This window comes from Streptococcus sp. GMD6S, from assembly GCF_000297015.1.
Genome location: NZ_AJRH01000370.1, coordinates 1 through 4,488, shown reverse-complemented (window position 1 = coordinate 4,488; position 4,488 = coordinate 1). Strand labels below are relative to the sequence as shown.

Here is a 4,488-nt window from a genome sequence, read left to right as displayed (position 1 = left end):
TTCTACCTAATACCAGAGCATTCTTTTTCCAAACGCAACAACCGCTCAGATAAAAGCCAGCATCCTTAAAGGCCCTTCTGAAATTCAGTCCTTCTGTATCCGCATGGAAAACATAGATAGAAGCATCATCCTCCATGGACTGTTCTACATTGACAAACATGTTAAAAAGGAACTGATAAAAATCCGCATCGGACATATCATCATTTTTGATTTTTCCCGCTGTTTCTTCCACATTAACATTGTAAGGAGGGTCAGTTACGATAAGGTTGGCCTTCTTATCTCCCAGGAGAAGCTGATAAGTTTCTAGCTTTGTAGAATCACCACAAATCACTCGGTGTTTCCCAAGATGCCAGATATCTCCTTGTTTCGAGATAGTCGGTTTTGTCAGCTCCCCATCTACATCAAAGTCATCTTCTTTCACTTCCTTGTTGTGAACCTTAGAAAATAGCTGATCGATTTCTGGGGCTTCAAAACCGGTTAGGTCTAAATTGAAATCCGCATCTTGCAAGTCCACCATCAGGTCTGCGAGAAGTTCTTCATTCCACGCGCCTGTGATTTTATTTAAAGCAACATTCAGGGCCTTTACCTTATTCTCATCCTCAATTCGAACCTGAACACATTGAACTTCTTTATAGCCCAAGTCAGATAAGACGGTCAGTCGTTGATGGCCTCCAATTACAGTACCATCGAAATTAACAATAATCGGGTCAACATAACCAAACTCCACAATGGATTTCTTGATTTTTTCGTATTCCTTATCACCCTTCTTGAGTTTCTTTCGTGGGTTATAAGCCGCTGGTTTTAAAGAGTCAATGGATAAAGAGACCCATGTCATATCTTGTGTGACTTTCATACTACCTCCTTAGTAAAAACGAGATTGAATATAGCAGGCATGGCTACAAAATTTCCGCTTCGCATTGCCGTATGATAAAAAAGACTTACCGCAATGTTGGCAAGCCAATTCATAGTAAGCTGTATTTTGTTTCTGGTGTAATTCTGGATGGTCCTGCCACCAGTATCTCCGACAAGCATCTGAACAAAACTTCTTAGGTCGACCAGTTCCTTTGGGGATAAAGGTTTCTTTACAGTGAAGGCAACAAGGAAGACCACTGGCTTGGTCTTTCATCATCTTCGTGACGGCATTTCGATAGCCCAATAGTTCCGGATTTCGTTTGCAGTAATTGCGAACAGAATCCCTAGATAAACCGACTATCTTTCCAATCGATTGGTATCCCAAACCTTCAGAACGTAGTTTTCTAATCTGTTTTCTCTGAAAATCGTCCATTTCTGCCTCCTTTCTTTACTGAAATCTCTAACCTTTTAAATCATAAAACGAAATAAAAACAAGCCATAACTTCCTGTTACAGCTTGTTTTTCAGTTATTTATTTCTTCAAAAAATATACCCCTTTTACATTTTGCGAAAATGCACGTTTGAGGGGGCCACGGTCTTTTGAGAGGCAACTCACAGAGATTTTATCCCCCCTACCCCTCGTCAGAAATCATAGCCATAAATTGGAGCATGGTCTTCCGTCATAGTTTTATAATCATGACAGGATTTACAAAGAGGTTGCCAGTTGCCCTCATTCCAAAAGAGTTTTTGGTTTCCTCGATGAGGAGTGATATGATCCACTACTGTTGCAGGTGTAATCATTCCTTTAGCTCGACACCTCACGCAAAGCGGATGTGTTTTCAAGAAATGAAGCCGAGCTTTGTTCCACCGTGAGTCGTAACCTTTAGCCTTTGTCGACTTCACCTCAAGTGAGTGAACACTTTGGTGATCCTCGCAGTACTTAGAACCATAAGGTACGAGCTTTGGACAGTTTGGAAATTTGCAGGGCTGAGCGGGTCGTCTCGGCATGGCCTTCACCCCTCCTCTCTATGTTCTTTCACATCTTAATCATATCACAATTATTCGTGCAAAGCAGTACCGACTTAGTACCGTATTAGTACCGGGGTAGTTCCAGAGTAGTCCCGCCCTAATACCGGGGTAGTTCCAGAGTAGTCCCGCCCTAATACCGGGGTAGTCCCGTCTTTTTGTTTTTTACAGTTTTTACTTGACAAATAAAAAAGTTCTATCTCACCAACAGATAGAACTTAGTATTTCAGTTATAAAATACGGCTACTAGCACATAAGATCATCAGAGATTTTCATTTTCAGCTCCTCTGATAAAGTACTCAAACTTTTTCCCTTATCTTGCATGTGGATAGTATCATACTTCCTTATCACATCTTCTTTACTTAAAATAAAATCGACAGCATGAATAGACTGAGAGCTTGTTTTATCAAATATATTTCTATCTTTAACTCTAAAACTCCTAGGCACATAATATGTATCCCCAGTAGCATCAGTTGAGTCCAGAACCACTAATAATGATTTATCTAGGTTTGTGAGTGCATACGGATAAGTTGCTGACGCAGTAACTAAATCCTTTATTACAAATAGCTCCTCTTTTATAAATAAATCTAGTGCTCTCAATCCCTCCGTTTTTCTGATTGCTATACTTAATGGATGGCGATCATTAAAAAATATCTGATTTCCCCCTAAATGCCCTTCAGAGGCTGACATGTAAAATTGGTTTGGCGACAGTCTTGCATTTGCACCAGTAAGATGTTTAAAACTATCAGTTTTAAAATGCATTTCAAAACATTCATCACCAAATATATAAATAAAACGCTTACCTACAAGTCTCTCCTTATACAAACGAGCACTACTAATAATATTTCTTCTTACTTGCTCTTTTTTTCTATGAATATTCACTAAGCTTTTCCAGTCTTTCTTTAACAATAAAAGAGCAACCTACTCAGGTCACCCTTCTATTTATATAGTGAGTGTTTTATCCTGGTTGTCAGGCTCGCTACCCATCTTGATAGCTAAAATGTTACGGACATTCTTCTACTAGCCGTATTAGTCAAGCACTATCTCTGCTTTGGAGCTCGCTACCCATCTTGATAGCTTTAAGTTATGGAATTATACCTGTTCCATACCCAGTACAACTTTAAAGTGTCTCCACACTCAAGATATTTCTATCTTCACTAATATTATACAACAAGAAAGGAGGTGATGCAAGTAATCAGTGGAATTTTTTCAAAATTTTGAAACCTCAACCTCTTTTCAATTTCTAAATGAAAATGACCTACAGCAAGCTGTAAGCCATTTATTTTAGTCGGTTTATTCTGGTGTCTGCCACCCGCTTGGCTCTTATGTCCAAGATTAAATATCGGATTTAATTTTGGTGTCCGCCACCCGCTTGGCCCTTATGTCCAAGATTAATATCAGATTGACCATGAGCCGACCACTCAAATTAAAAATTCTCATTTCACACTCGGCTAATTTTTGTTTACCAACAAGTCAGAACCGTCACTTGTCTCATCAAAGTGATGACATGAGAATATCTCATCTACATCATATTATACGTTAAGTAGACCTATTACGCAAATGAAAAACAATCCAATGAACAACGAACCATGCGCCTGTAATAATTTTCCATTATGTATGCTGCCATATCTGAGATGGCTTCCTTTGTCACTGGCATAACCTGCATGCTGTAGGTTTGTTGATTATAAAGTGTTAAGAATTGAAACTTGATATGGTAGATATAGACTCCTGAAACAAATAAAGTAGATAGGATTTCAACTTCTAAGATTTTCAAGTGTAGCACCTCTTTCTGTTGGTACTTCTAGTATAACTAAAAACAACTGATCAGGGGTTGCTATCCTCTCAAATGTACAAAAAAATGCCTGAAATGACCATTTCTTGTATCTCAGACATTTTTAAGGCAGAAACTTCAAATATTTCTGCGCTCTATATTTAAGCTGGAAAACGTTCTAGAATCTGGTCCAAAATTTCTTCTAGGCTTTCATCTTCCGGATACATTTCCCAACCCCTGTCGTAACTAATGACTTCCTCACCGTCTACGTCCACTCCCAATTTAAAGATGCGTCCGTTGTCTATTCCATCCTCGAAGGGTTCAGTGCTTACCTTCGCTAGGTAAACCACCTTTCGATTGTGACTTGTAAATATTCCTTCTTGCCACATGTTTCTGCCTCCTTAGTCCAACCAAACGTAGTCGTCAACTTCCAACGTGGTAAAATCCGTATTTCTTAATTAAGTCCACTATTTTTTCAGGGCTTTTACCCCTTTTCTTTTTTGTATGTGTATGTTACCGTACGACTTTTTATTTATCAAGTCATTAGCGAAGATTATTCAAAATTTTTTAAACTCCTATCTGGACCCGTAAAGCCCGGTCAATCCGCACCAGCCAGGCTTCTTCTCGAATGGTCATGACCTTATTTTTTAACTGAAATTTATCCACTGTAAGAACCTGCTCTGCCAAAACCAAGCTGGACCACTTAAGCCCTTTGAAAACTTTCTTAGGTAGATACACATGAGTAGGCAGGTGCTTTTTCTTTTGAACCTGCTTGGTTAGGGGAACAACCGTAACCAAATGAGAATGGTCATTAGCTTTATTATTGCTGACGATGATGGC

Annotated in this window: 7 protein-coding genes; all 7 read right to left on the bottom strand. The window is 39.0% G+C overall.

The annotated features are described in order from the left end of the window. On the bottom strand, positions 1-853 hold an 853-nt coding region (locus GMD6S_RS11730; RefSeq protein WP_000869307.1), incomplete at its 3' end, for a DNA methyltransferase. Positions 854-862: 9 nt separating this feature from the next. Further along, positions 863-1,285, bottom strand: a complete 423-nt coding sequence (locus GMD6S_RS12550) for a helix-turn-helix domain-containing protein (protein WP_000340864.1) — start codon at positions 1,283-1,285, stop codon at positions 863-865. A 208-nt stretch (positions 1,286-1,493) separates the two neighbouring features. Continuing rightward, positions 1,494-1,859: an HNH endonuclease signature motif containing protein gene (locus tag GMD6S_RS11720; protein WP_001138021.1), complete on the bottom strand. Its 366-nt coding sequence runs from the start codon at positions 1,857-1,859 to the stop codon at positions 1,494-1,496. Between the two features lie 264 nt (positions 1,860-2,123). Then, positions 2,124-2,786 carry a PBECR4 domain-containing protein gene (locus GMD6S_RS11715; protein ID WP_000913325.1) on the bottom strand — a complete coding sequence of 221 codons (663 nt, stop codon included), beginning with the start codon at positions 2,784-2,786 and terminating at the stop codon, positions 2,124-2,126. A 643-nt stretch (positions 2,787-3,429) separates the two neighbouring features. Next, positions 3,430-3,660, bottom strand: coding sequence for a hypothetical protein (locus tag GMD6S_RS11710; protein WP_237738357.1), 231 nt, complete (start codon positions 3,658-3,660; stop codon positions 3,430-3,432). Positions 3,661-3,809: 149 nt separating this feature from the next. Next, a complete protein-coding gene (locus tag GMD6S_RS11705) occupies positions 3,810-4,037 on the bottom strand; it encodes a DUF7678 domain-containing protein (RefSeq protein WP_000267706.1) in 228 nt (75 codons plus the stop codon). A gap of 178 nt (positions 4,038-4,215) precedes the next feature. Next, the coding region (locus GMD6S_RS11700) for a type II toxin-antitoxin system PemK/MazF family toxin (protein WP_000518887.1) at positions 4,216-4,488 on the bottom strand (273 nt) is incomplete at its 5' end.